Origin of the sequence: Bartonella sp. AA81SXKL (genome assembly GCF_042196945.1) — a bacterium.
GTDB lineage: Bacteria > Pseudomonadota > Alphaproteobacteria > Rhizobiales > Rhizobiaceae > Bartonella.
The window spans coordinates 1-1237 of the sequence record NZ_JBHIRH010000092.1 but is presented as its reverse complement, the minus strand read 5'-3'; the positions used below and the strand labels follow the sequence as shown (position 1 = coordinate 1237).

The 1237-nt window shown below is 36.4% G+C and carries 1 pseudogene; it reads right to left on the bottom strand.

From position 1 onward, the window contains the following. Positions 1-906, bottom strand: a pseudogene (locus ACFINZ_RS09725) (integrase); the annotation flags it as partial. Between the last annotated feature and the right edge of the window lie 331 nt (positions 907-1237).

The window sequence follows — 1237 nt, the reverse complement described above, 5'->3', positions numbered from 1 at the left end:
TAGAAAAAAAGAAATTATTGCAAGAAAGCAGAAGCGTTTGTTCCAAAGTTTTTAGAGTTTCTGATGATAAAGGTGTGCGAAATTCTATTATAGTGTCACGCCTTCCTTTCATATTCTCAATAGGGTTAGTTTGTATAGCGCCGTCAATCTGATTTTATGAATATGGTACAAAGGATTTGTACGAACACTTGTAAGGATAAGAAGATGCAAAGCCAGTTATGTCATTGTTATCGTTTTACTCAGTGTCTGATAAAAAGCCGGAATATCTCTCCAATCCATAGCTGGTCTATTAGTGGTTTTATCACCTTGTTTTCTTAGTAAAGCTCGTGCTTTTTCTTTTTTTTGTAAATCAATATCTAAACCTAGCACAGCAGCGTGTTTGAGATAAAGATTAAGGCAGTTTAGTGCTTTCTCTGCTGTTGCAGCTTTTGTATGCAGATCGGAAGAACATTGCGTATATCTATTTGTATAATCTCTGAAAAGGCAACAGCCTCATTGGGGAAGAATATGAAGTTGTACAGATAGAAACCAGCTCCCAGCCTTATCATCACCCTTTAATTCGGCTTACGGCTTTCAAAAGCATTGAAGAGTAATATCTTATTCAATAATGGAGAGAGCGCATTGCCTCACATTTTTGTTTCTCATGTTCTTAATAGGGTCATATGCCTCAACGTAAAACAGGACATCATTCTGTATTTCATTCACACACTTGTTTTAAAGAGACATCCAGCACACCTAAGCTCCTTTCACGATGATGACGGCGTTTTTTGTGAAGGATATAATGGGAAATCCGTTGTGCACTACCCTCTTTATGCTTATGAAGGAGTAAGTCGGCACTGTTATTCTCTTGGTTAGCGCAAAATGTTGTGACAGCCCTTGGTACTTAAGATGGTTCATAAGGGGCATTTTTATTTTTTTAAGTTGTTTTTATCCGCACGCCGCTCCGCTCCCTTTTTGTAACATGCAAGAGAATGGTTTTGAGTGATTCACGATGAGAGTGTTTGAAATGAGAAGATCTTAGGATATTCGGAGTTCTCATTCAAATTGCAAAGCGATGAATTATCTTTATAAATCAATATCTTGTCTGTTTTTTAAAAAACCGCTCTTTTTAGGAGCGGTTTTCTGCATCTCTCGTTAGTCTATAAAGAATAAATTTAAAATTATAATTTTTTCTCTTCTTGCTGTTCTCTTATAAAGGTAGGAAGCCCCATATAATCGAGATATTTGAGAAAAGGAT